This is a genomic window from Acinetobacter sp. A2, assembly GCF_012371325.1.
GTDB lineage: Bacteria > Pseudomonadota > Gammaproteobacteria > Pseudomonadales > Moraxellaceae > Acinetobacter.
The window spans coordinates 16,600-41,953 of the sequence record NZ_JAAZQX010000021.1 but is presented as its reverse complement, the minus strand read 5'-3'; the positions used below and the strand labels follow the sequence as shown (position 1 = coordinate 41,953).

Annotated in this window: 30 protein-coding genes; 2 read left to right on the top strand and 28 right to left on the bottom strand. The window is 41.2% G+C overall.

All coding sequences use genetic code 11. From position 1 onward, the window contains the following. Nucleotides 1-36: 36 nt before the first annotated feature. On the bottom strand, nucleotides 37-1,191 hold the full coding sequence (zapE, locus tag HHA43_RS09255; RefSeq protein WP_168542473.1) for a cell division protein ZapE: 1,155 nt from the start codon (nucleotides 1,189-1,191) through the stop codon (nucleotides 37-39). A 101-nt stretch (nucleotides 1,192-1,292) separates the two neighbouring features. Then, complete coding sequence (locus tag HHA43_RS09250; protein WP_168525462.1) at nucleotides 1,293-2,300, bottom strand: helix-turn-helix transcriptional regulator; 1,008 nt, start codon at nucleotides 2,298-2,300, stop codon at nucleotides 1,293-1,295. Between the two features lie 154 nt (nucleotides 2,301-2,454). Here HHA43_RS09250 and HHA43_RS09245 point away from each other — a divergent pair, with 154 nt between their 5' ends. Both HHA43_RS09245 and HHA43_RS09240 read left to right on the top strand, forming a co-directional pair. Next, nucleotides 2,455-3,933, top strand: coding sequence for a flavin-containing monooxygenase (locus HHA43_RS09245; RefSeq protein WP_168542471.1), 1,479 nt, complete (start codon nucleotides 2,455-2,457; stop codon nucleotides 3,931-3,933). 69 nt (nucleotides 3,934-4,002) lie between these two features. After that, nucleotides 4,003-4,908 carry a lysine exporter LysO family protein gene (locus tag HHA43_RS09240; protein WP_168542469.1) on the top strand — a complete coding sequence of 302 codons (906 nt, stop codon included), beginning with the start codon at nucleotides 4,003-4,005 and terminating at the stop codon, nucleotides 4,906-4,908. A gap of 88 nt (nucleotides 4,909-4,996) precedes the next feature. Here the strand turns inward: HHA43_RS09240 and pyrF are convergent, their stop codons facing one another. The 26 genes from pyrF to rsmG form a co-directional block, all read right to left on the bottom strand. Then, nucleotides 4,997-5,677, bottom strand: a complete 681-nt coding sequence (gene pyrF, locus HHA43_RS09235) for an orotidine-5'-phosphate decarboxylase (RefSeq protein ID WP_168542467.1) — start codon at nucleotides 5,675-5,677, stop codon at nucleotides 4,997-4,999. A 182-nt stretch (nucleotides 5,678-5,859) separates the two neighbouring features. Continuing rightward, nucleotides 5,860-6,225 carry a lipopolysaccharide assembly protein LapA domain-containing protein gene (locus HHA43_RS09230; RefSeq protein WP_168419001.1) on the bottom strand — a complete coding sequence of 122 codons (366 nt, stop codon included), beginning with the start codon at nucleotides 6,223-6,225 and terminating at the stop codon, nucleotides 5,860-5,862. 17 nt (nucleotides 6,226-6,242) lie between these two features. Continuing rightward, nucleotides 6,243-6,548 (bottom strand): integration host factor subunit beta, encoded by a 306-nt coding sequence (locus HHA43_RS09225; RefSeq protein ID WP_065992960.1) that lies wholly within the window; start codon nucleotides 6,546-6,548, stop codon nucleotides 6,243-6,245. A gap of 160 nt (nucleotides 6,549-6,708) precedes the next feature. Continuing rightward, entirely contained in the window at nucleotides 6,709-8,385 is a 1,677-nt protein-coding gene (gene rpsA / locus HHA43_RS09220) for a 30S ribosomal protein S1 (RefSeq protein ID WP_168419003.1), read from the bottom strand. A gap of 120 nt (nucleotides 8,386-8,505) precedes the next feature. Continuing rightward, nucleotides 8,506-9,198, bottom strand: a complete 693-nt coding sequence (gene cmk / locus HHA43_RS09215; RefSeq protein WP_168542465.1) for a (d)CMP kinase — start codon at nucleotides 9,196-9,198, stop codon at nucleotides 8,506-8,508. Nucleotides 9,199-9,215: 17 nt separating this feature from the next. Further along, nucleotides 9,216-9,647, bottom strand: coding sequence for an SRPBCC family protein (locus HHA43_RS09210; protein WP_168542463.1), 432 nt, complete (start codon nucleotides 9,645-9,647; stop codon nucleotides 9,216-9,218). Nucleotides 9,648-9,713: 66 nt separating this feature from the next. Further along, entirely contained in the window at nucleotides 9,714-10,241 is a 528-nt protein-coding gene (gene tadA / locus HHA43_RS09205) for a tRNA adenosine(34) deaminase TadA (protein ID WP_168460259.1), read from the bottom strand. Nucleotides 10,242-10,269: 28 nt separating this feature from the next. Continuing rightward, the gene (locus HHA43_RS09200; protein ID WP_168419007.1) at nucleotides 10,270-11,391 is read right to left on the bottom strand and encodes an enoyl-CoA hydratase/isomerase family protein; all 1,122 of its coding nucleotides are present in this window, start codon (nucleotides 11,389-11,391) and stop codon (nucleotides 10,270-10,272) included. Beyond that, nucleotides 11,388-12,101 carry a uracil-DNA glycosylase gene (gene ung / locus HHA43_RS09195; protein ID WP_168419008.1) on the bottom strand — a complete coding sequence of 238 codons (714 nt, stop codon included), beginning with the start codon at nucleotides 12,099-12,101 and terminating at the stop codon, nucleotides 11,388-11,390. Before ung ends, HHA43_RS09200 begins: the two co-directional genes overlap by 4 nt. A gap of 37 nt (nucleotides 12,102-12,138) precedes the next feature. Further along, entirely contained in the window at nucleotides 12,139-12,735 is a 597-nt protein-coding gene (locus HHA43_RS09190; RefSeq protein WP_168419009.1) for a 6-pyruvoyl trahydropterin synthase family protein, read from the bottom strand. 178 nt (nucleotides 12,736-12,913) lie between these two features. Continuing rightward, nucleotides 12,914-13,894: a type II secretion system minor pseudopilin GspK gene (gene gspK, locus HHA43_RS09185; protein WP_171525205.1), complete on the bottom strand. Its 981-nt coding sequence runs from the start codon at nucleotides 13,892-13,894 to the stop codon at nucleotides 12,914-12,916. Between the two features lie 15 nt (nucleotides 13,895-13,909). Beyond that, nucleotides 13,910-14,539 carry a type II secretion system minor pseudopilin GspJ gene (gene gspJ, locus HHA43_RS09180; protein ID WP_168542461.1) on the bottom strand — a complete coding sequence of 210 codons (630 nt, stop codon included), beginning with the start codon at nucleotides 14,537-14,539 and terminating at the stop codon, nucleotides 13,910-13,912. After that, entirely contained in the window at nucleotides 14,536-14,916 is a 381-nt protein-coding gene (gene gspI, locus HHA43_RS09175; protein ID WP_168542459.1) for a type II secretion system minor pseudopilin GspI, read from the bottom strand. The genes gspJ and gspI overlap by 4 nt, the downstream gene beginning before the upstream one ends. After that, nucleotides 14,906-15,457 carry a prepilin-type N-terminal cleavage/methylation domain-containing protein gene (locus HHA43_RS09170; protein WP_168542457.1) on the bottom strand — a complete coding sequence of 184 codons (552 nt, stop codon included), beginning with the start codon at nucleotides 15,455-15,457 and terminating at the stop codon, nucleotides 14,906-14,908. Before HHA43_RS09170 ends, gspI begins: the two co-directional genes overlap by 11 nt. A gap of 7 nt (nucleotides 15,458-15,464) precedes the next feature. Continuing rightward, the gene (locus tag HHA43_RS09165; protein ID WP_168419013.1) at nucleotides 15,465-16,079 is read right to left on the bottom strand and encodes a TetR/AcrR family transcriptional regulator; all 615 of its coding nucleotides are present in this window, start codon (nucleotides 16,077-16,079) and stop codon (nucleotides 15,465-15,467) included. A gap of 97 nt (nucleotides 16,080-16,176) precedes the next feature. Beyond that, nucleotides 16,177-16,950, bottom strand: coding sequence for a TatD family hydrolase (locus HHA43_RS09160; RefSeq protein ID WP_168542455.1), 774 nt, complete (start codon nucleotides 16,948-16,950; stop codon nucleotides 16,177-16,179). A 24-nt stretch (nucleotides 16,951-16,974) separates the two neighbouring features. Continuing rightward, nucleotides 16,975-17,316, bottom strand: a complete 342-nt coding sequence (locus HHA43_RS09155) for a PilZ domain-containing protein (protein ID WP_168542453.1) — start codon at nucleotides 17,314-17,316, stop codon at nucleotides 16,975-16,977. A gap of 10 nt (nucleotides 17,317-17,326) precedes the next feature. Beyond that, the gene (locus HHA43_RS09150; RefSeq protein ID WP_168542451.1) at nucleotides 17,327-18,316 is read right to left on the bottom strand and encodes a DNA polymerase III subunit delta' C-terminal domain-containing protein; all 990 of its coding nucleotides are present in this window, start codon (nucleotides 18,314-18,316) and stop codon (nucleotides 17,327-17,329) included. Nucleotides 18,317-18,330: 14 nt separating this feature from the next. Next, nucleotides 18,331-19,092, bottom strand: a complete 762-nt coding sequence (kdsB, locus tag HHA43_RS09145; protein ID WP_168460252.1) for a 3-deoxy-manno-octulosonate cytidylyltransferase — start codon at nucleotides 19,090-19,092, stop codon at nucleotides 18,331-18,333. Next, complete coding sequence (gene lpxK, locus HHA43_RS09140; RefSeq protein ID WP_168542449.1) at nucleotides 19,089-20,105, bottom strand: tetraacyldisaccharide 4'-kinase; 1,017 nt, start codon at nucleotides 20,103-20,105, stop codon at nucleotides 19,089-19,091. Before lpxK ends, kdsB begins: the two co-directional genes overlap by 4 nt. Nucleotides 20,106-20,108: 3 nt before the next feature. Beyond that, nucleotides 20,109-21,836: a lipid A export permease/ATP-binding protein MsbA gene (gene msbA / locus HHA43_RS09135; protein WP_168542447.1), complete on the bottom strand. Its 1,728-nt coding sequence runs from the start codon at nucleotides 21,834-21,836 to the stop codon at nucleotides 20,109-20,111. Next, entirely contained in the window at nucleotides 21,836-22,258 is a 423-nt protein-coding gene (locus tag HHA43_RS09130; RefSeq protein ID WP_168419020.1) for an ExbD/TolR family protein, read from the bottom strand. The genes msbA and HHA43_RS09130 overlap by 1 nt, the downstream gene beginning before the upstream one ends. A gap of 9 nt (nucleotides 22,259-22,267) precedes the next feature. Then, nucleotides 22,268-22,921: a MotA/TolQ/ExbB proton channel family protein gene (locus HHA43_RS09125; protein WP_168542445.1), complete on the bottom strand. Its 654-nt coding sequence runs from the start codon at nucleotides 22,919-22,921 to the stop codon at nucleotides 22,268-22,270. Between the two features lie 30 nt (nucleotides 22,922-22,951). Next, a complete protein-coding gene (locus tag HHA43_RS09120; RefSeq protein WP_168419022.1) occupies nucleotides 22,952-23,839 on the bottom strand; it encodes a ParB/RepB/Spo0J family partition protein in 888 nt (295 codons plus the stop codon). Further along, on the bottom strand, nucleotides 23,836-24,618 hold the full coding sequence (locus tag HHA43_RS09115; protein ID WP_168419023.1) for a ParA family protein: 783 nt from the start codon (nucleotides 24,616-24,618) through the stop codon (nucleotides 23,836-23,838). The genes HHA43_RS09120 and HHA43_RS09115 overlap by 4 nt, the downstream gene beginning before the upstream one ends. A gap of 24 nt (nucleotides 24,619-24,642) precedes the next feature. Beyond that, nucleotides 24,643-25,275, bottom strand: a complete 633-nt coding sequence (gene rsmG, locus HHA43_RS09110; RefSeq protein ID WP_168460346.1) for a 16S rRNA (guanine(527)-N(7))-methyltransferase RsmG — start codon at nucleotides 25,273-25,275, stop codon at nucleotides 24,643-24,645. Between the last annotated feature and the right edge of the window lie 79 nt (nucleotides 25,276-25,354).

Here is a 25,354-nt window from a genome sequence, read left to right as displayed (position 1 = left end):
AACATAAAAAAGCGCCTAATTCTAGGCGCTTTAAAATCAACTAATTTGCTGTTCGGCTTCTGTTGCCTGTATTTGGCGGTGTTCTGCATTTAAATAGTCATCGGATTGCATTTCCAATAAACGTGAACGCGTGCGTTCAATTTCAAATGCTAACTTTTCGCCCTGATAAATTTCGATAATCGAATCTTCTGAGGTCAATAACAGTTTTACCCCACGGTCATAGAATTCATCAACCAAGTAAATAAAACGACGTGTGCCTTCAGACAAGAAATCAGTCAAATGCGGTACATTGCTGACCAATACTGTATTATAGATATTGGCAATTTCAATAAAGTCTGCAGGACTACGTGGCTTAAAGCACAGTTCAGAAAACTCACACCACAACACATCTTCAGTATGTGCAATGGTTTCTACAGTACGCTGATTAATAATAATCGGTTCAGATGAATGCTGCTGGGTATTGGTCAATGCACTGAAACGCTGCGCCATCCAGTTTTGGTTATCATGGCTGAGTGGCGATTTAAACAACTGAGCTTGTTTTAATACACGTAAACGATAATCTACCCCAGCATCGACATTGAGTACCTGACAATGCTTTTTCACCATTTCAATGGTTGGAATAAAACGGTCACGGTGGATGCCATTTTTATACAAACCATCTGGAGCAATATTTGAAGTTGCGACCAAAGTAATCCCACGATGGAACAGTTTCTGGAATAAATCACTCAAAATCATCGCATCGGTGACGTTTGAAACGAAAAACTCATCAAAACAAATCACCACTGCATCTTTATAAATTTGATCTGCAACAGAGTCTAAGGGATTACGCTGCCCTGAAAGTTTGTTGAGTTCACGATGCACATATTGCATAAAATGGTGAAAGTGCATGCGAGTTTTGCGACGAAACGGAACGGAATCATAGAACTGATCCATCAACCATGTTTTACCACGACCTACACCGCCCCACATATAAACACCTTGTGGCGCAGTCTGACGACGAAAACGTCGAAATGCTTTTTTTGAAGCTTTATAGCGTTGAATTAATTCCTGCCACACACGGTCAAGTTCGTGTACAGCCTGCGCCTGTGCATCATCTGGCATGAACTGCCCAGATGCAATCGCTTGTGCGTAACGCTCTGCAGGTGACAGTGGATTAAAGGCTGTATTGTGTGGTGAATTAAAATCAGACATATTCATGGATACTTGTTTGGGCAAATAGATTATAACGAAGATCGAATCACGAGATATAACACTTTGGCATAGGTTTGCTGAATACTTCAGCTAAACACAGGCTATTTGGTATATTGGCGTGGGCTTTGCCCAAACCAGCGCTTAAAGGCATGGTTAAATGCCGCAGGCTCCGAATAACCCAACAGTTCTGCAATCACTTCAATTGAATACTCCTGATATTCAATTAAACGCAGTGCTTTATCTTTGATTAAATCTTCACGAATTTGTTTGTAACTGGTGTTCAATTGTTGCAGTTGGTGCCTTAACGTCCGCTCTGGAATTTGTAAGGCCTGTGCTGTTTCTGCCATGCTAGGCATACTGCCCTGTTGCAGCTCTAAATAATCTTTAACACGTTGCACCACTGAAGGCGTATTGTCTTCTAATTTTAAGCGGTCTAGCTCTACAATACATTTAGCTTCGTAGCTACTAAACGTTACTGCATCTGCAGATGGAATACGTGCATTCAACACTACATCATCAAACCAAAATGCGGCTTGAGGCTGATTAAAGACAATGTCTTGGCCATAATAATCATAAAAGGTTTGCAACACTTCACTTTGCTGCGGCTGTGCAAAGGGTAATTCTATGCGAATACGTGGTGCGCTCAAGCCCATCATTTTATAAAGGTCTTGAATAAACTTAAATGTGCCTGAAATTTCACATTGTGCGCGTAGTATCCCTAAACTGCTGTGCAGATCGTTCGGTTGATAGCACAGTGCAATCTGTTGTGCTTGATGCTGCAAACTCAATTGACCACTCAAATGGGTCAAGCCCTGATATTGAATCCCCTTTTCTAATGCTGTTGCAATATTAGGACTGGTCACCAATAACATCAGCAAAGGACCATAACCTGCCAAGGCATAATGCTGTCCAATAAACAGCCCCATTTCAGGTTCAACATCCGCACCAATGACTTTTAAAATATCCCATTCCAGACTTGGATGAATCACCGAACTGGTGTCCAATGCGTCTGCACGCAAGCCGATACTTTGCAATTTTGCATCGACATCAACGCCTGCTTTACGCATGCCTTGTATTAAATACATCAAGCCAAGTATAGATCTTTTCATAAAATGAACAGTGCGAAATAGAATATCCTTTTTACCTGATTCACCCACAGATAGAAATTGCCGAAAATATCAATTTTTATGTCAGCACGATCATGTTGTCAGGCATCGGGTTATTCTATCCTGAGTCAAACAAAATAAATATAAGGATGTCTTCATGCAGGATGCAGTAGCTCATTATCAAGTCGCAATTATTGGTGCAGGCTTTGGTGGCTTAGCCATGGCGATTCGTCTATTACAACGCAATATTCAAAATTTTGTGATTTTAGAAAAATCCAATGAAGTGGGCGGAACTTGGCGTGAAAATCAATACCCTGGCGCTGCCTGTGATGTGCAATCGCATCTATATTCATTGTCTTTTGCACCAAAAACCGACTGGAGCAAACGCTACGCAGAAGCACCAGAAATTTTTCAATATATTCAGGATGTGGTGCAACAGTTTAATTTACGTGACTATTGTCAATTCAATAGCGAAGTGGTGCATACCGAATATCAGGAAAAAGACTGTGTGTGGCACATTGCTTTAAAAGATGGCAAACAATTAAGTTGCCAATATTTAATTTTGGCCTCTGGCCCACTGCATGTTCCGCAAATTCCTAAAATTAAAGGCATTGAAAAATTTAAGGGCAAAGTTTTTCATTCCTCGCAATGGGATCATCAATACAACTTAAACGGCAAAGTGGTGGCCTCTATTGGCACAGGCGGTAGCGCCATTCAGTATATTCCCGAAATTGCACCAACAGTCAAACAATTGTATGTAATGCAACGGACCGCAGCTTGGGTTATTCCGAGGGATGAACGTAAGTATTTAGCTTTAGAGAAAAAAATCTTTCAGCGACTAGACTGGTTTAGAAAGCTGCATCGCGCTCGTTTATATTGGTCAAATGAATCACGTGCAATTCCAATCATGCAACCCAGTGTGATGAAATACACTCAGAAGCTAGCAGAAGCGTATATCCGTTATCAGGTCAAAGACAAACAATTGGCAGAAAAGCTCATCCCTGATTATATTATGGGATGCAAACGCATTTTGGTCTCTAACAAATACTTTCCGACCTTTAACCGTAAAAATGTTGAGCTAGTCACTGATGCCATTCAAGAGTTGACTGAGGACAGTATCATTACTGCCGATGGTCAAACACGTAAAATAGATTGTTTGATTTATGGCACAGGTTTTATTACCGACCCACGTATTTATTTACAGCCATTTAGTTGTATTGGCGAGCATGGCATTGATCTTAAACATGCTTGGAAAGATGGCGCAGAAAGCTATTACGGCATTAGCCACAAAGGGTTTCCAAACTTGTTCCAGTTACTTGGACCAAATACAGTGTTAGCACATAACTCAGTTATCTTTATGATTGAAGCGCAAGTCGATTATATTTTGCAAATGATGGATTTAGTGAATCAATCGCATGCTCAGGCGATTGTGGTTAAAGATCAAGTGCAAGATCAATTTAATCAAAAAGTTGAAGCAATGCTAAACAACACCGTTTGGCAATCTGGCTGTGTGAGTTGGTATCAACAAGATGGTGGCAAAAACTTTGCGCTTTGGCCAGCTTATACTTGGAAATACTGGCTTCAAACCAAATCCCTGCATCCAAGTGATTTTAGATTAATCAGTAAAGCAGCATAAAGTTCCGCTTTGTCATTTGAATAGGCATAATCAACAGGTGTTCAATCCACCTTCTCACCTGTTGATGTCATGCAATCTCTTTGGCTGATTTTCCAATTATTATTTTTTTTATTTTTAGGCTTTATACTCGCTAAACGCTTGCCCGTTATCGTTGAAAAAATTGTATTTCAATTACTGCCATATTTTAGCTATATCTTACTCGTTGCAATTGCATTTGAATTTGCACAGACATTTAGCACACTACAGCAACCCGTGCAGATTCTATCTACGGCGATGCAAATTGCATTTGCCACCTCAATGGGTGCATTTCTATGCTGTTATCTTTTATTTAAAGGTATTGGAATACAAACCACACACGGTAAAGTGTCACTCCATTTATTACGCAAATCCTGCCTGAACATCAGTTATGCATTTCTAGCGTTGTTTGCTGGTTATGCACTGCATCAAATTACAGATAGCTTGAATTTTCAAGCACAGATACAAACGTGGTACTTACTGTTATTTTTTATGTGGATGATTGGACTCGATCTTGCCTATTCACCATTGGATCGCGCTTGGTTGAATTGGAAAATATTGTTGGTTCCTGCTGGATGCATCATGGGTTCTGTCGCTGGCGTGTTACTTTGTGCACTATGGCTACCCATCCAGCTCAAAGATTTACTGATGTTGTCACAAGGTTATGGCTTTTATTCTATGAGTGGCATTGTCGTATCTGAACTACGTACACCTGAGTTGGGTAGCATTGCGTTAATGAATGACTTATTCAGAGAGATTTTTGCAATATTGTTGATGTATGCACTTGGCTGGCGTTATCCACGTGCTGCAATTTCAGCTGCAGGTGCAACAGCAATGGATGTGACTTTACCCATGGTCAAACAAGCCTGTGGTAATGATTTTATTCCACATGCAATGGTCAGTGGATTTGTATTGTCAGTCCTTGCCCCCATTGCTGTAAGTATATTGGCTGCTATTTAAAAGTAGAATCCACAATTGTCCTCTCTCCCTTTGGGAGAGAGTTAGAGAGAGGGCTTATCTCTCTTTTGGAGAGTCAGAGATTGGAAAATTAAAGCGTCGCTAAAATATCTTTCAAAGTTTGACGAGGATTCTCAGATTTGGTAATTGGACGACCAATCACCAAATGCGTCGAACCATCTAGCATGGCTTGTTTGGGTGTGACAATGCGTTTTTGATCATCAGCGTTAGCACCTTCTGGGCGGATACCTGGCGTCACTAAGGCAAAATCTTGTCCCAAAGTATCACGCAACATTTTTGCTTCTTGTGCAGAACATACTACCCCATCTAAACCACTATCTTTTGTGAGTTTAGCCAATCGCTGCACTTGCTCAAATGGCTCAATATCTAGACCTAAGTCTTTTAAATCTTCACGCCCCATAGACGTCAATACAGTTACCGCAATCAGTTGTGTTTGGTAATTCCCTGCTTTTAAACGCTCCACGCAGGTTTCCATCATTTTTCGGCCACCAGAGGCGTGCACATTAACCATCCACACACCTAAATCTGCCGCAGCACAGACCGCTTGCGCAGTTGTGTTTGGAATATCATGAAATTTTAAATCCAAAAACACTTCAAAACCTTTGGCATGCAAGGCTTGAACTACACTTGGACCTTCATGGGTAAATAACTCTTTACCAACTTTTACTCGACATAATGCAGGATCCAACTGCTCTGCAATGGTTAAGGCGTCATATTGGCTTTTAGCATCGAGGGCAACAATGATACTCAAGAGAATTACCTATGAATTAGACAAATAATGCTTATTATAAAGTGATTCGCATGAGGCAGATAGTCAAAAGACAGCTCAAATCTGATCATAAGCGGAATAGATGACTATAAAAACATAAGCATAAAAAAACACCCCAAAGTAAACCTTGGGGTGTTGCTTTTAAATTAACTTAATTTGCTAATTTAAAGGGCATTAGAAGAACGGTCTTCTGTATGCACATCTAATACTGTTTTTTCATGGCGCGTATGTGCAGCAGCTTCAGCAGCAGCCAGTTGAGCCGCATGAATTTGCTCTTTACGCAGATGTTCGATGTCTTTACGTAGTCGCTTAATTTCCCAACTATTTTGGAATACACGGAAAACTTGCACACCCAACAACAGTCCCAGCACTAAACCAAGTGCTAACGTAATCAGTAGCAATAAGCCCAAACGCATTGCAGGTACTTGGGTAAACAATAGATCAACCGAAAGTTCAGTGCCGTTTTGCAAAACCAGTGCCAGAGAATATCCAAATAGAATAACTAAAATAGCGACGAGAACGTAACGCATAAACACCCCTAGGAATTTTATTTATTTGCCGATTCGTTTACTGCATCACGTAGTGCTTTACCCGGCTTAAAGTGCGGTACAGCTTTAGCCGCAACCTCTACAGACTTACCTGTTTTTGGGTTACGACCTACACGTGGTTCACGGTGATGCAATGCAAAACTACCAAATCCACGAATTTCAATTCGGTTATCTGCCGATAGTGATGCAATCATTTGATCTATCATTATCTTAACAGCTTCTTCCACCAATGGCTCAGCCAGATGTGGATTTTTCAAAGCAATTCGTTCTATCAAGTCAGACTTATTAAGTGCTTCAGTAGTCATCTGCGACCTCTTTAATTATCAAGCTACTTTTACCTAAAACTGATAATAACCTGTTTAAATACAAAACGGTAGCGTAATAATTGAATACTACGCTACCGTTTACAGTATTTGTGTAAAAAGTATTAGTTAATTTACATTAACAATACAGTTTACCCGCAACTTAGTTGCCCATTTGAGCTTTGATCAAATCACCAATAGTCTTAGGACCATTGTCTTGACCGCTAGCTGCTGTTTTCAAGTTAGCAACTGCTTCTTTCTCTTCAGCTTCGTCTTTCGCTTTGATAGACAAGTTGATAGAGCGAGATTTACGATCTACGTTGATGATTTTAGCTTCAACTTCTTGACCAACTTCTAAGAACTTAGTTGCATCTTCAACGCGATCACGGTTGATTTCAGATGCTTTAAGAGTTGCTTCAACTTCGTCAGCTAACTTAACAGTTGCGCCACGAGCGTCAACAGCAGTTACTGTACCTTTAACCAAAGCACCACGTTCGTTAGCAGCTAAGAAATCGTTGAATGGATCACTGTTCAATTGCTTGATACCAAGGCTGATACGGTTGCCTTCAGCGTCTACAGAAAGGATAACTGCTTCAACAGTGTCACCTTTCTTGTAACGACGGATAGCTTCTTCGCCTTGCTCGTTCCAAGAAATGTCAGACAAGTGAACTAGACCATCGATACCGCCTGGTAAACCGATGAAGATACCGAAGTCAGTGATTGACTTGATAGTACCTGAAACTTTTTCACCTTTGTCGTGGTTCTTAGCAAACTCTTCCCATGGGTTAGCACGAGTTTGTTTGATACCAAGAGAAATACGACGACGCTCTTCGTCAACTTCAAGAACCATAACATCAACTTCATCACCAATCTGAACAACTTTAGATGGGTGGATGTTTTTATTTGTGTGGTCCATTTCTGAAACGTGAACTAAACCTTCAACGCCTTCAGCGATTTCTGCGAAACAGCCGTAGTCAGTTAAGTTAGTTACGCGAGCTTTAACGATAGAACCTTTAGGATAACGGCTCATGATCGCTAACCATGGATCTTCGCCTAATTGCTTAAGACCTAAAGATACGCGGTTACGCTCTTTGTCAAATTTAAGTACTTTAACAGTAACTTCTTGACCCACTTCAACCACTTCTGATGGATGCTTGATACGTTTCCAAGCCATATCAGTGATGTGAAGAAGACCATCAATACCACCAAGGTCAACGAATGCACCGTAGTCAGTAAGGTTCTTGATTGTACCAGTAACAGTTTGACCTTCTTCAAGCTGAGCAAGAAGCGCTTCACGGTCAGCTGAAGATTCAGCTTCCATCACTGCACGACGAGATACAACAACGTTGTTACGTTTAGCATCAAGTTTGATAACTTTGAACTCTAACTCTTTACCTTCAAGGTGAGTTGTGTCACGGATAGGACGAGTATCTACCAAAGAACCTGGTAAGAACGCACGAACTGGACCGATGTCTACAGTGAAACCGCCTTTAACTTTACCAGAGATAACACCAGTAACGATTTCGCCGTCTTCAAAGATTTTTTCAAGTTTAGTCCAAGTTTCAGCACGTTTCGCTTTTTCACGTGATAAAACAGTTTGGCCCATACCGTTGTCAAGTGCTTCAACAACAACATCAACGGTGTCACCAACTTGAACTTCAAGTTCGCGTTGTTCGTTTAAGAATTCAGCGCGGTCTACAACGCCTTCTGATTTAAGGCCAGTATCAACTGTTACCCAGTCAGAGTCGATGCTTACTACAACGCCTTGGATGACAGCACCCTTTTCAACGTTGAGGTTTAATTCGCTTTCTTCAAAGAGGGCTGCAAAAGATTCGGTCATGATATACCTGATAAAGTCAGCGGTCTTGGATCAGACAAGGCCGGTTTAGTTAAGCGTCTACATAGTCCGTATAAAACTGATCAAGCTATGCGTTCGCTGAATATATTAGGTTCACGCCTATTAAGCGCGGCTAATACCAAGCTTCTGATCGACATAAACCGTCATTAATGCAAATACTTCATCAATGTTCAGTTCAGAACTATCAATGATGTAAGCATCATCTGCCGGCTTAAGTGGAGCAACTGTGCGCTCCATGTCACGTTTATCGCGAGCTTGGATATTCGCTAAAATGTCGCTTATTTTAGCATCCAGCCCCATACCCTGCAACTGTTTTACACGTCTTTGTGCACGTGACTCCGCCGAAGCCGTTAAATAGATTTTGGCTTGCGCTGCAGGAAAAATGCTGGTTGCCATATCACGCCCATCTGCCACCAGGCCTGGTGCTTGGGCAAAAGCGTGCTGTCGGGCAAGCAATGCGATTCTTAGTTCTGGCACAGCTGCCACTTTAGAAGCATACTCACCTACACGCTCAGTACGAATAGTTTGGGTGACATCTTCGCCATCCAATAGCACTTGAGTTGCATCAGACTGGGTTACAAATTGAATGTTTAAGTGCGTTGCGATGTTGATGCACGCTTGCAGCTCTGTATCTAGACGATCTAGCAGATTTTGCTTATGTAAAGCCAAACCAAGTAAACGATACAATGCACCTGAATCAAGCAAATGAAATTGATAATGCGCTGCCAGTTTTGCAGCTAAGGTGCCCTTACCTGAGCCACTTGGGCCATCAATGGTAATAATTTGAACGGTCATGATGTTTCCGTAATGATTTAGAGAGATTTGGCCAGTTTAGACAAGCCAATTTTAATTGCAGTTTTTAGTTGAGCCAAAATAGCCTTACTCACAAATGGCACACGAGTTTGCAACTCAATGCTGTAGGTCACCAAAGTTTTATTATCAGCCATATCCTGAAATTCAATTACCCCCAAATGATGTTTGATCAATGGGTTTTTAATGATTTTATATTCAATACGCTGATTCGGTTCGAGCAAAGTAATTTGCTCCTGCAAAGGCTTAATTGGCCCAATACCCATGCGACGTACAGAACCTACTCCATCAGGGCGCTCAGGGTCAGCTGAATCTTTCACACGTACTACCTGCATAGGCGCAAAGGCAATGTTATATGTCGCATGTTTAGACAGTAATTCAAAAACCTGCGACACAGGCGCATTAAATTCTTTTTTGATTTGAATGGCATTCATGGTAAGACCTGAGAATAAATTATTAAATGATCTGTCATTCAGTTTAACGCAAATCAGCAGTAAAACTCAGGTTTGCTTTTGATCATCTAGGTCATTTATTAGCTGTTGCTGCTTTTGTTGTTTCTTTTGTGCACGACGCATTTTAAAAAAATCACTTAACTGACTCGAGCATTGTTGCTCTAAACAACCTGATTGATATTCAAAAATATGATTGTAATAACCCGATTCTAAAAGCTTTCTGGCACTGATTAATGAACCCGCTTTGGGTTCTGTCGCGCCAAACACTACCCGTTTAATTCGCGCATGAATCAATGCCCCCACACACATGGTGCAAGGCTCTAAGGTGACATATAAGGTTGCGTCTTCGGGTAAACGATAGTTTTTAATATTGGCGCAAGCAGCACGAATAGCCACAATTTCAGCATGTGCAGTTGCATCATGTAAAGAAATAGGTGCGTTATAGCCCGCACCGATCACTTGATTTTGACTCACAATCACTGCACCCACAGGAATTTCTCCCTGTGCCGCAGCCAATGCAGCCTGCGCATAAGCAAGCTGCATCCAATCTTCATCACTATAGTGTTGTTCTGACATTCAAATAACAGCGAAATAGAATGAAAAATTAAATAATTTCGTATTGCTTTAACAATTCATTCCAGCTTTCAATAGTGGTCACAGGTGGATTATCTACAAAAATATTTTTGAGATTAATCTTGCCGTTTTGTTGCCATGCAGGTGCCAAGTCTTTATCAACTAAACGCGCACGCACACCTTCTACAAAATCTGCGTGACGGATTTTCCAGTCAGAAATTTGAGTTTCTAGTTCAAATACTTCATTCCAAGAATGAACTTGTTTACCCCATTGCCATAACAACCAAGTTAAAGCCGCTGTGGTTGGTGAACCTTTTTGCAGATTTTCGCTGGCTTGACGCAACCAGTCACTACGCGCATCACTCAAACCAATAATCGACTCATAGTCACTTTCAAAACTCACACCACGGCACACACTTTGAATCACATCTAAAGAGTTTTGCAACGGCCCTGGGCCTACAGGACGATGCATACTGTTCAAGGTGTCATCAATGGCACGGAAGTCACCTGCTGGGTAATGATTCCAGTCAATATTAATGACTTTATCTAACACTGCTGCACGCTGCGCATCACAAATATGCGTTGCCCAACCAATACCATAGGCACCCGCTGCAGTCATGATTGAACCTGTTAAACCAGTGAACAAACCAATCGCACCACGGTCTGCCAAGAAGCGGGTTGCACCTACATCTGGGTACAAGCCAATATTAATTTCTGGCATCGCTAAACGTGAATATGGTGTTACCAAACGGAATGGCGCAGCCATGAAGAGACCTAAACCACCGCCCATCACATAACCTTCACCCCAAACCAACACTGGCTTGGCATAGTTATGCAACAACAAGTCCAGTGCATATTCTTGCTCAAAGAATTTATTGGCGGTTGCAACTTCATCATTAATAACCAACTGGCGTAACTTACGCACATCACCGCCTGCACAAAACGCTTTAGGTGTAGTTGAATCCAGCCAAATTGCTTTCACGCTGTCATCGGTATGAAAGTCTTCAAATACTGCCAATAATGCAGAAACAATTGATTCATCCAAAGCATGCAATGATTTTGGGCGATTCAAACGCACAATGCGCCAGCCATTTTTTGCTTCTTCTACAATTAAATCTGGGTGGTATTCTTTTGAAATGGGAGAATGTGTCATGCGTCCAGCTGCCAGTCTATAGGCTCAATGCCATTTTGTTTAAGATAATTATTTGATTTTGAAAATACTTTACACCCAAAAAAACCACCACGATTTGCTGCCAGTGGCGATGGATGTGCTGCCTTCAATATCAGATGTTTATTCGGATCTATACGTTGTCCCTTACGTTGTGCATATGCGCCCCATAAAATAAACACAATATGCTCACGTTGTTGATTTAACACATCAATCACATGATCTGTAAAATCTTCCCAACCCTGCTTTTGGTGCGAGGTTGGTTGTCCTGCTTGTACAGTTAACACACTGTTGAGTAACAACACCCCTTGTTCCGCCCAATGGGTTAAATCGCCGTGGCGTGGAACAGGTATACCTAAATCTGTATGTAACTCATGGAAAATATTACGCAAAGATGGGGGTAATGCAACCCCTCTTTGCACAGAAAAGCTGAGTCCATGCGCTTGATTTGGCCCATGATAAGGGTCTTGCCCAATAATAACCACTTTCACCTGATTTAAAGGGGTGGTATTTAAAGCGTTAAATATCAGCGAACTTGGTGGATAAATCACCTTATTCTGTTGTTTTTCTTGCAACAAAAACTCACGTAGCGCATCCATTTGAGGACTTAATAAAAATTCAGCCAAGCTGTATTTCCAACTGTCATCCAACTGGACTTTGTTTAAGCTCGCATATTGCTGCTCAGTAAAAGACATGCTTGTATCAATCCTTGTAGATGTCTAATGGTCTGGTTTAAAGTTTGACTTGTAACTCAACATTAGGGTTTTGAAACTTCATCCCCTGTTTTAATTTTTCATACATTTGAGGGTCTGACCACTCTGCCTGCACTTGATCAGAAAAATGGATTTGCGCTAACTGCAACTCACCCATTTGTGCATTTTCAATATCTTCTAAAAAGCTTTGTGCATAGCCTGTATCTGTTTCATGCACAATCACAGAATAGACCTCTACATCACCTTCCCCATTTTGTGTGATGGTCGATGCCAATACCTGCTGTGCCAAATAAAAGAAAATGCGAGAAAACTGCTCTGCCGATGGTGACACTGGCAAAGATACCCAACGTGCACTAAATTTTTTGCAGGCCTGAATATACTCAGGGTCATCATGTTCCCAAAAACAAATTGCATGATCGAAGGCATCAAATAATTCTTTAATAACGCCTTTGAGTAAGCCAAAGTCATACACCATTTGACCATGATCAAGTTTGGAAGCTTTCAGTAACAATTCTACTTTATAGCTATGACCATGAATCGAGCGCTTGCAACGGTCGGAAGTGCAATTACGCACAATATGTGCATTTTCAAACTTAAATAACTTACGAATTATCATGTGTCGTTAGGTCATCACAATATTTGGGGGATATTCCTTATAATTATAATGCAAAACGTGAACAATAAGCTAATTTTAGCCCTCAGATTGCCTGACAATAACAGTATTTAAAGATGCGTTCTCATGTCAATTTGAGCTAAGATCAAAAGCTCAGCAAAGCTCGCCCACTTAAAACCAATTAAAAAGGCGTCAAACTTCGATATGCCACATCAACCGTTTTCTCACTACGTACAAATTCACTGCTAAATTGTCGTTTACGCTCACTCAACACCACTTCTATTTTCGCTTTAAAATAATTAGATTGCACACCCAGCAAACCTGAAAACTCGTTGCGTATTGACGCATCTACATTCTGAAAGCCTTCCAACTCCCACAACGCATTCACGTTACTAAAATGTTCTAAATTCGCATTGCGACGGTCTAATAAATTTTGTATAGCAGCAACATCCAGTTTTTCATCTAAACTCACCAACACTAATGCTGGTGCAGTATTGATGTTGATGGTCGTGTCACGTTTTGGCAATGCACTCACATAAGGCGTAAGTAACTGATATTTACCGCCCTCGAAACCTCGGACTTGTTTTAATTCCTCAACACTGTGAAATAAATTATTGGGCGGTAAATATGGCAGCGGCAAACCTTGATAATAACTCGACTCTGCACCCATTGCGCCACTCGGTTCATCATCCGGGTCTTGCCAATCAATCACCGCTTCACTCAACTGCGCAGGCAAACCCACCCGCTGCAACAATTTTTCAAAATACTTTTTCGCTTTTTCATTGATCTGATTTTCAGGTGTCAGCAAACTATTTAAATTAAATTTACCCGACTCATCTTGTAGCACACCTGACACATAGCCATCTTCGACTGGAAATGGCGGCATCGGTTTCGCCCAGTTTTCTTGTAAATGATCGACCTGGCCAGCATTTTTAGCATCATCTTGCAGCAATTCCGAAAAAAATACTTCAGCACTTTTGGCATACAAAAGCGCCTGATTTTGTCGCATTAAATACGCGGTATTCTCGCTAGTATACATTTGGCGTTTAGCAATAGTCGCTGCCAAAATTGTAGCCAAGGCAACCAACATCAAAATCGTAATCAAGGCTATACCTTGCTGTGATTTGATAATGCGTGAGGTCTGTGTATGGTGTAAACGCATGGCCGCCCTTTGTCTTTATTTATTTTGATTATTTTTATTTAAAAAATCGGTCTGTAATAAACTAAAAACCCATTCATACTGCACATCACGCACAGTCAAATTAATTTTTACGCCTTTGGGTAAAAGTCGAAGCTGCTCGGTTTGGTTTGGATTGATCGGGTTTTCAGGCCAGCTATTTAATGTTTGAGGATTTAATACCACTATTTCAAATGCATTGACCTGATCTAATAACACGCTCGATTCAGGTTGGTCATGCCCTGTTTGATGCAAATTACGATATTTTAAACGATACACCTTTTTTTCATCGGCACGATATTGATATTCTACGCGTTCATTCGGTGAAATACCTTGTTGCAAAGGATCAGTCACACCTGTTTTACTAAAATTAAAACGTCCACTCTGTAAGACTAAAGCAGGTTGTTGCTGCCCTTTTACATTCGCAGCCAAAGGCACAGCCTGTAAGGTATCACGTAAAATTTGCTGATAGCTTTCCTGCAACTGCTCCAAATTGGCTTCATGCATGGCGTTGCGGTCTTTGACTTTAGATAAATAGTCAAACACTTTCCAACCCAATGCAGACAGTACAGCAAAAATAGCAATCGCAACCAATAACTCAACTAGGGTAAAGCCTTTTCTTGCACTCATGGGTTTTGCTCACGTGCATTAAAAAACACCAAAGACGTTACCCCTGCTTCAACCTGTCCAGTGTCTGTATTATATAAACTGATTTGAATATCCACACGTTGCACATTTGGGCTAATGGTCGCTTGTGTAGACTTGTCAATTTGCCAAGTTTCTCCCTGTTGCGTAACCTGTTTTGACTCTGTGCCACTTAACCACTGGCGATGCATTTCCATAGATGCCACTTCATTCAAGGCCACAAATTGCGCCTTGGTTCTTAAAATAGCGTTTGCGGTAGATTGAGTGTACTGCATGGCCACCTTGGTCATGGCCATGGCAGCCGTTGCAAAAATTGCCAAAGCAACCATCACTTCAAGCAGTGTAAATCCGTTAACTTTCATGGATTTTCCCTAAATGATCGACTTCAATTTCTGCACCTACTGGACGTTGTTCAAAATAAAACTGAATCCGCACAGGTTTGGCTTCACCATTACCCAGCCAAATCAAGGCAGGCGCATTACTTTGCAACAAATCACTCTGATTCGCTTGCGGATAATTTTGCTCTAAAGATAAAATTTGGATAGAAACTTGTTCAGGCAAAATTCTCGTTTTAAATTCTGTATAAGTTCGCCATTTTTGATTATTTTGCAGGCTTAATTGCTGCTCTGAAGCGTAAGGCTGATATTCCAACACCTCATAGCGTGCAGGAGAAACATCAGTTGCGGTATGCAAATTTAAAGCAAAAATACGTGCTTGATCATTGGCTTCACGGTTCAGTTGACGCAAATCCAATAAAAACACTTCCCGCGCCTGCATGGCTTTACGCTGATCGACACCACCAATATTCATTAAAACCAGTGATGCCATGATTGCCATAATCACAATCACCACCATCAATTCAATGAGCGTGAAACCGCGTACCGAAGACAGTGGAGTGTTCATATTTTAATTAGGTCAATTGTTCAAAAGACTGTGCTTGTTTTGGCATAGCCAAAGCCTGATCAATATAGGCCACACGTAAAGTATCCCGCGAACCCAAATAACGCTGATAGAAGCTTGAATTTAAAATAGCTGCAGCACCATGCGTCAACGCCCAAATCGAAGCTAAATAGTCACGTACTTCCATGTGACTATGAATAGATTCTAAATATTGTTCAGTCATACGGATAATGATGCGTAATCGGCTTTTACGGACTTGATAGAGTTCACTGAACAACAAGCCAATGCCAACACCTGTGGTAGAAAGACGCTCTTCAATTTGATGAAAAAGCACAGTGCGCTCAGGATGATGCAAGTGATGCAGCATAAAAAAAGCTAAATGCTCAGGAAACTGCTTTTCAGCATCTTTAATCATTTCTAGCAACATGCGCTCATTACGAATAATGAGCAACATATACAACTCATCTTTACTTTGAAAGTGTTTATATAGAGTCCCTTTGGCCAAATCCAGTTCTGCTGCCAAAGCATCAAGGGTCATTCCTGCTTCACCATTTTCCAAAAGCAATTGCTCTGCCACTTGGAAAATTAACGTTTCTCTTGCTCGAAACTGAGCCTGACGATCCATCTTCACCCGATAAACTCTCTTTTCACTATTCTATCAATTAAAATTTTTCATATTTCACGTGGACATGCGCCACATTTACACACATCCAGCGTGTAAATTAATGTCCTTTGAGCAGGTTTTCAAAGTTTTGTGTTGTTATGAAAGCCATTTCCTCTAAGGACTTATCATATACATCACTTAGGGCTTTGGCTACATACGGAACGTATTTTGGCTCATTTGTCTTACCGCGATATGGCACAGGTGCCAAATATGGGCTGTCTGTTTCAATAAGCACACGATCTAAAGGCACTTGTTTGGCCACATCCCGTAAATCTTGTGCATTTTTAAAAGAAACAATGCCTGAAAATGACACATAGTAACCGCAATCTAGCACCGCTTTGGCAGTTGCCCAATCTTCAGTAAAGCAATGCAAAACGCCATGGGTCGATTTTTCGGCACGGATGATATCCACTGTGTCTTGCTTGGCAGCGCGAGTATGCACTACAACTGGTTTCTTCACAGCTTGCGAGGCATGAATATGGCGCGCAAAACAGGCTTTTTGCTCCGCAACAAAATCAGTACTATGAAAATAGTCTAGACCTGTTTCCCCCAAAGCCCAGACTTTGTCTGCTTGTGCCAAAGCTATCAGTTGTTCTGTGGTAGCTCGTGCCATATTTTCTGCATTTTCACAGGGATGTACACCAACGCTATAACCTACATCAGCATGACGAGCTGCAATTGCAGCCAAGGCAATATGATCGTCTAACTCAACCGAGATACCCATTATTTTAGAGACACCTGCGAGACGTGCCTGTGCAATTGCTGCATCTAAGTCACCATCATAAGGGCTTAAATCCAACATGGTTAAATGACAATGTGTATCTACAAACACGATTTTTTCCTAAAAGCAAACTACCTACATAGTGTAACTTGTACGGTTGTCAGACTTAAGCCCCGCAAGGATTCTTTCGGCTTCTGATTTGTAATAAACGCCTTTTTCACCGCTGAGCTGAATGCCAAAGCCCTGCAATTTGATACCATTTTGCTTTTGGGAAATCCAAATCACTTTGCCTGTTAGGGGAATTTTTTGTGATTGCTCAGGTAAAGTCGCGAGTACAAAAATTTCTTCACCCATTTTTACAGGTTGTTTTGAGGGTACAAATAAGCCACCGCCCACAACGTATGGCATATAACTTAAATATAGCGTGTCGAGATCAGGAATATTGGCCTGAATAATACCGCCCATACGTGGTTGCATGATGTTCCCCTTAAATATTCATTAACTTAATACATAATTGATCAAGCACCAGATTACTTTGCACGTTTTGCTCAAGCATTGGCTTGGCTTGCTGTAATTCTGCATATAGGCCAAACAAACGTTCCAAGTCATATTGTTCGGCTAAATGCTGCAAAGCAGTGCTTAAATCTAGATTTTTAATGCTTTGATTTAGCTTGACACAAATTAAATCACACAACAAGTATTCAAACATTTGACTGAACTCGGTAAAACTCAGCGCTTTGTTCCATTTTGTTGCGATTGCTATTGGCATATTTTTTTGAGTGACCAATCTATACCAGTCTTTAAGAAAATCTGTACGTTGCTCAAGCCATGCCGCCTCTGCCAACGCTAAAGCCTGCAATGGCATGTGGTTGGACAGATTCATCAACAATTGTTGCTTAGTTACATCCAAATCAGGTAAATGCTGCTGCAAATATGCTGTGGCTTGCACTGAATCAATACGGTCTAAAGCAAAATGCTGTAAACGGCTGCGAATGGTTGCAGGTAATTTAAGATAATGATCTGCCAGCAAAATAATCACAATCCGATCACCTGGCTCTTCTAAGGTTTTTAGTAAAGCATTGGATGATGCTATATTTAAGGCTTCAGCAGGTTCAATCACAATTACCCGCCAACCATCTACCGTTTGCTGGACAAAAGGTAATAAATCACGGATCTTCTCGATCTTAATTTTCGCGTTTTGTTTTTTATTCTCTTCATCGGTGCTGATATAGACATAATTTGGATGTGTATCTGATTTTAACCACTGACAACTACTACATTCACCACAAGGCTGTGATTGTACATCACGCTGCTGGCACAAAATCCAGGCCACAAATTGCTGTGCAAAAGCTTCTTTACCACAACCCTGCTTACCAAAAAATAATAAACCATGCCCCATTTGGGGAAATCGACCAGTCAGGTTTTCCCAAACTTGTTGCTGCCACGGATAAACGTGTCCAATTACATCATGCTGCATGGTGGGCAATTCACTTATTCAAAATGAGCAATATCCATTGCATTTAATCGGTCTAAATCTGCCTGCGTATCCACGCCAGGTGGTAAATTTGCTTCTGCTACGGCAATAGCAATACGATGGCCATTTTCCAACACACGCAACTGCTCTAAACTTTCCAATTTTTCCAATGTGCCCATTTCCCAAGTCACATATTCTTGTAACAACGCTACACGGTAAGCATATAAACCTAAATGACGATAGGCATGTGCATGCAATTGAGCTTCCGCTGCTTTTGCACCATCACGGTCATAAGGGATTGTGGCACGACTAAAATACAAAGCCTGATTGTGCTTAGACATTACCACTTTCACAATGCTATCACGAGTGAATTCATCTAGTTGCTGAATCGGCTCACACAGCGTAGACATAGAGCACTCGGGTTGATCTTCAAGTAACTGTGCCACTTGTTGCACCAACTGTGCAGGTAAAAGCGGTTCATCACCCTGTACATTCACAATAATATCGTTTTCATCCCAACCTTTTATACGTGCCACTTCACTTAAACGGTCTGTACCAGAGGGATGGTCTGCCGAGGTCAGCACTACATCAACTCCTTCGGCACGACATAACTCAGCAATACGAGCATCATCGGTCGCCACACACAAGTCATCAAAACCTGCCACTTTTTTAGCCTGATCGACCACACGTAAAATCATGGCACGACCATGAATTTCCAACAAAGGTTTGCCTGGTAGACGTGAGCTGGCATAACGTGCAGGGATAACAATGTGCTTCATAATGTTCCTTCAGGCAGGTTTAAACCTAATTGTTTCAATTGTTGATGTAAGGTGGCATAGCAGGCCGATGACAATACTGCCTCTACAGGCACGACCCAAATTTCACGCTGAAAATCTGGATATTGCTTCAACAATGCTAATAATTTCACTGCATCTTTTTCTGTGGTAATGATCGGTTGCGAGTCCTCAAACTGCAAATCGGTAATTTCATAGTCATGGTGATCTGGAAATTCGTGACATTGAAACTGCGTTACTCCCATTGACTCTAAAGTTGTGTAAAATCGTTGAGGAAAACCAATACCAACCACCGCATAAAAATTTTGGGTTCGGTCAAAAATCAGTTCTTGTTGAGGATGCAACAAATACGGTGCAGCCACTGCGAGATGCATATTTAAGTTCGAGTGCGGTTGTGCTGCATGTTCAATCACGGTGGCATCATCCAAACGTGATTTTGGTTCTCGCAAATAACCTTCAGGCAAAATTTTCTCGTTACCCAATCCACGGTTATTATCTAAAACAATCCATTCCAGTTGACGGTTTAAAGCCAAATGCTGCAAACCATCATCACTGATAATCAAGTCTAAATCATGCTGTTCAAGCAATAGCTCAATACTTTTTTGACGGTTTGGCCCGACAGCCATCGGCACACCTGTTGATTGCACAATCAAGGTTGGCTCATCGCCTACTGCCTCAACATCGGCATCAATACCCACATAGGCTGGAAATGGACCTTTGCCGCCATAGCCACGGCTGATCACACCGACACTGACATTTAGGCTTTGCAGATATTTCACCAAGTGAATCAGTAAAGGGGTTTTACCGCTTCCTCCAACAGTAATGTTACCAATCACCATAACTGGTACGGGTGCGGTATAAGCCGTTTTAATACCTGAACGATATAAATTTTGATTCAACAAACTCACGCCACGATACAACAATGACAACGGTCTCAGCACAACCAGCCATTTGGCTCGTTTATGCCAAGCGTCCTGAATGAATTGTGCCAAAGACATGAGTTAATGTTCCTCAAAATTACGTTGATGCAACTGAAAGTATGCACCTTTTCGCGTCATAAGCTCTTGATGTGTACCTTGCTCTAGAATTCGTCCCTGATCCATCACCACAATACGATCAGCATTTTCAATGGTAGATAAACGGTGTGCAATAACAATGGTCGTACGGTTTAGCATGGCCGCATCAAATGCGCGCTGAATAAAATATTCAGATTCATTATCTAAAGCACTGGTAGCTTCATCTAGAATTAAAATGGGCGCATTTTTTAAAATAGCACGAGCAATGGCGATACGTTGTCGTTGACCACCTGACAAATTCAATCCTTGCGCACCCAATGGTGTGTCATAGCCTTGTGGTAAAGCCATAATAAAATCATGTGCATAGGCGGCTTTGGCTGCAGCAATAATGGCATCATCACTAGCACCTTCAAGCTGACCATAGGCAATATTTTCTCGTACCGTGCGGTTAAACAACACCACTTGCTGATTAACCATGGCGATTTGTGAGCGTAGGCTATTTAACTCAATATCACGAATATCTTGCTGATCAAATAAAATTTGCCCTGAGGATGCTTCCTGAAAACGCACCAACAGATTGACCAATGAAGTCTTGCCTGCACCAGAACGCCCCACTAAAGCGACCGTTTCACCTGCTTTAACATCCAGATTAAAATCATGAATAGCATGATGACCATCTGAGTAAACCAGATTGACATTCTTAAACTGTAAATTACCCTTTAGATTTGGCGTGAGCGTGCCCTGATTTTCTTCCTCAGGCATATCTAGCAGTTCAAATACTGAATGTGCTGCAGCCAAACCACGCTGTAATTTTTCATTAATATCGGTCAAGGCTTTAATTGGTTTACTGAGCATACCAGCCGCAGTGATATATGCTACAAACTCACCTGCTGAAATATCACGCAAAATTTCAGGTCGTAATGCAATCCAAATAATAATGGCCAACGCAATCGACATAATAAACTGCACAACTGGGCTGTTCAGTTGTTGTACAGCCACCATCTTTAGACCACGACGTAAATTTTCTAAAGAGTTTTCCTTAAAACGGGTTTGTTCATAGCTTTGACCACCAAAGCCTTTCACCACCAAATTGCCATTTACAGTTTCTTGCACCACATGGTTTACATCACCCATGGTGTCTTGTACCTGAATAGACAAACGGCGCATACGTTTTGCTGCTTTACGAATCAGCAAACCAATTAATGGACCAAACACCAAAATACATAAGGTCAAACGCCAGTTGGTGTACAGCAAATACCCCAACAAACCCAAAGTAATTAAACCCTGCTGTACCAAAGTACGCAGGGACTCCGTAGAGGCAGCGGTCAACTGTTCTACGTTATACATAATTTTGGCCGTAATATGGCCACTGGTATTATCCAGATAATACTGTGCAGGCAGCCGCAGCAGTTTCGCAAAAACTTCCTGACGAATATTAAAGACCAAATTACGTGAAATCACCGCAGTAAAGTATCCTCCAATAAAGGTGCCTAAACCGCGGAAAAACATTAAAGCAATAACTAAAAGTGGAAAAAGTGTCGTAAACGACTGGTCTCGCTCCTGAATGGCGTTAATAATTTTCTCTAAGAGTTTTGCCACTGAAACTTCTGTGGCTGCATTGATGGCAAAACCAACAATGACCAAAATAGCCAAACCCCAAAAAGGGAGCAAATATCTCAGAAGACGGCGGTAGACCTGTAAATCCTTCTTCACTAATAACCTCGAGTTGGGACTTTCGTACTGATATTGATGTTGACGAAACCAAGTTGTCCTGCGACATCCATCACCCGAATCACATCCTGATGGCTTGCTTTGGCATCTGCAGCAATAATAAACATTAAATCACGACGATCTTGCGAAATTTGTTTAATTGCTGTGTTTAAGTCTGCCACTTCTTTAGTAGAAAGTGCCTGACCATTCACAGAGTAATGCCCTGTAGAGTCGACCACCACTTCAATTTTATGTTCATAGGATTTTGGTGGAACACCCTGCGCTTCAGGCAAGGTTAAATTCATACGGCTAAACTGGTTAAATGTGGTCGAAAGCAATAAAAACACCAAGATAAACAATAAACAGTCAATCATTGGGGTCAAGTTAATATGAATATCTTCGACTTGCGAGCGTTTGAATTTCATATCTTCACCCTAGCTAACTTTCTTCACATCTTGCGCATTCAACTCAGGTTCAGCCTGAGTAAGTGGTTTTTGATGAAAAAGTCCCGCATGAAATAGGGTCGATTGCTGCTCTAATTCCGCAACATATTCTTGCACCAAACGCTGAAAATAACGATAGGCAAATAACGCAGGAATTGCAATTAACATCCCCGCCGCTGTAGTAATCAAAGCTTTAGAAATCCCTGGAATCATGAGTGTGGGATTGCTTGCGCCTACATCAATCACTAAAAATGATTCAATAATTCCAAGCACTGTACCTAACAAACCTAATAATGGCGCAACAGCACTAAGCGTCCCTAAAAAATTAATATTTTTTTCTAAATAACCAATTTCTTGTGATGCAGTCGCTTCCATTTGTGCACGTGCATATTGTTCTGATTGTTGTTGGTTACGTGCGCCAGCAGTAAAAATACGACCTAGGGTACTGTTTTTTAAGCTTTCACTTTGGTTCAACTGTTGCAACACTGTAGACAAACTCTGTCCACGGTTTAATAACAGTGCATTTGGTAACACGCCAGCACGCTTTAAACGCATAAAACGTTCAATGGTGATGGCAACGGTAAATACCGAGCACAACACCAACGGTAGCATGAGCCAACCACCTGCTTTTACTAATTCCCACATTCGTTTTTCCCCAATAAATACGAATTAAAATTAATCGGACAGGCAAATATTTAAAATGCCATCCAGCTCTTCCAGAGAGTGATAGCTGATGACCAATTTGCCTTTGCCCTGCTTGTTATAATCAATTTTTACATCTGCACTAAAGCGCTCAGACAAACGCTGTGTGAGTTGTTGAATATCGGGAGCAACCACAGTTTTAGGTTTTTCTTGTTTTGGTGCATTGAAATCACGCACCAATTGCTCTGTTTGTCGTACCGATAAATTCTTTTCAATCACATGCTGCGCAACTTTGAGCTGATCTTTGGCTTTTAAAGTCAAAATCGCACGTGCATGCCCCATATCCAGCAAACCTTGCTGCATCAAATCTTTTACAGCGTCGGTCAAAGTCAATAAACGTAATAAATTGCTGACTGTAGTACGTGCTTTACCCACTGTTTCTGCAATTTCCTGATGACTTAAACCAAACTCATCATGAAAACGCTGTAATGCAAGTGCCTGATCAATCGGGTTTAAATCTTGACGCTGAATATTTTCAATTAACGCCAAAGCAATTGCCACCTGATCGGTCAGGTCACGCACAATTGCTGGAATTTCGGTTAAACCTGCCAACTGCGCTGCACGCCAGCGGCGTTCACCTGCAATAATTTCATAAGGGTGCTGTTCATCGTCAATTGGACGAATCACAATCGGTTGCATCACACCATGTTTTTCAATAGATGCGGCCAGCTCCTGCAAATCTTGCTCATGAATAAAACGACGTGGTTGGTATTCACCCCGCTTTAATAAATTAACATCTACCTGTTTCAGCTGACCGTGATCTAAGGCTTGTACTTCGAGTTGTAATTTTTCTTTTTGGATCGATCCTAACAAGGCATCCAAACCACGACCTTTGGCTAATCCGCGTTTTTTTGTGGTCATGCTTTACTTCCTTTTTTCACTTTGCTTTTTTTCAACATTTCAGCTGCTAAATTTAGGTAGGCAACAGCCCCCTTAGAGCTTTTTTCAAAATAAATGACAGGCAGGCCATGTGCTGGGGCTTCTGCCAAACGCACATTACGTGGAATTACGGTATCGTATAATTTTTTGCCAAAATAATGTGACAATTCTTCTGAAACATCACGAGTTAAGGCATTACGTGCATCATACATGGTGCGTAGTACACCAATAATTTCCAAATCAGGGTTCAAGGCTTGCTGAATACGGTCGATGGTTTGGGTTAAATCGGCTAAACCTTCCAAAGCATAGTACTCACACTGCATTGGAATCATCACACTCTGCACAGCAGCCAAAGCATTCACCGTAATTAAGCTTAAACTTGGCGCACAGTCGACAATAATGTAATCAAAATCTTTTTCAACTTCCTGCAAAGCATTGCGTAAAATAAATTCACGTCCTTCTTGCTCGGCAATGACCAGTTCAACCCCTGCCAAATCACGATTGGCACCCAAAACTTTATAGCCAACTTCTGCTTTGGTAATCGCTGTTTCAATGGGTACTTCACCCAACAATACATCGGTCACAGAATAGAGCAAATCATTTTTTTGAATACCCGACCCCATGGTGGCATTGCCTTGCGAGTCCATATCGACCAATAAAACGCGCTTTTTCAAAACAGCTAATGATGCTGCCAAATTTACTGCGGTTGTGGTTTTTCCTACACCACCTTTTTGGTTCGCAATCGCAATAATTTGTGCCATGATCACCCCAGTCCTTTGAAAAATTTAAATACGTTTTAATAAAAGTAAATGACGCTGTTCGTCTAAACGTGGAACTTTGAGCTCGATAATTTCACAGCTAAACTCATCTTTCAATGCTTCCACTTCATCGGCAGGAACCAAACCTTTCATAGAAGCAATAATACTTTGTTCATGCATAAATGGTTTAGATGCTGCAACAAAGTCAGTTAAAGATGCAAAAGCACGACTGGTAATTACATCAAACTGACCTAGCTCACGAATGCTATCTTCATTTTCGACACGAGTTTGTACAGCAACTACATTTTTCAGTTTTAAATCAGCAATAAACTGCTTTAAAAAACGAATTTTTTTACCATTAGAATCTAATAGCACGCAATCACGTTCAGGCTGACATAAGGCAATGATCATGCCTGGCATACCACCACCTGTACCAATATCCAACAAACGACCGGCAGGCAAATCTTTTAAAATACTTAAGCTGTCTAGCAAGTGCTTCACTAGCATTTCTTTCGGATCACGAATTGCTGTGAGATTGTACGCTTTGTTCCATAGCACCAAAGCATCTTGGTATTTGAGTAATAAATTTAAAGCCTCATCACTGAGCTCTAAACCTAAAGCCTGACTACCTTGCTTGAGTTCCTGAAAAAACGAATGCATCACAATTCACATCTCGAAAAAGTTAATGGAAGTATACCGATTTATAGTTGCAGTCATAGGGGCGAATGCTTAGTGAATA